General features: G+C 31.4%; 1 pseudogene. It reads right to left on the reverse strand.

From position 1 onward, the window contains the following. Positions 1–201, reverse strand: a pseudogene (locus tag V6255_RS18525) (hypothetical protein); the annotation flags it as partial. Positions 202–223 lie beyond the last annotated feature (22 nt).

The following is a 223-nucleotide window of genomic DNA, read 5'->3' on the forward strand; positions in this document are numbered from 1 at the left end:
TCGCCATCTATGTAAACGTTTGAATGATTTTTTACTGTCATCCCCTTCCAAATTAGTTTTGAAACGTTGCATAGATTTAGGTTGAAAATGATGTTTTCCGTTAGGCTGATTATTAACATCATTTCTGTTAAACCAATGTTCAACAGACAACTCATGAAACTTAGTTAAAATTTGATGGCACTCTTTTATAGAATTTTGCATATATTTTTCATGTCTCTGCCAT

The organism is Psychromonas arctica, from assembly GCF_038155225.1.
Classification (GTDB): domain Bacteria; phylum Pseudomonadota; class Gammaproteobacteria; order Enterobacterales; family Psychromonadaceae; genus Psychromonas; species Psychromonas arctica_B.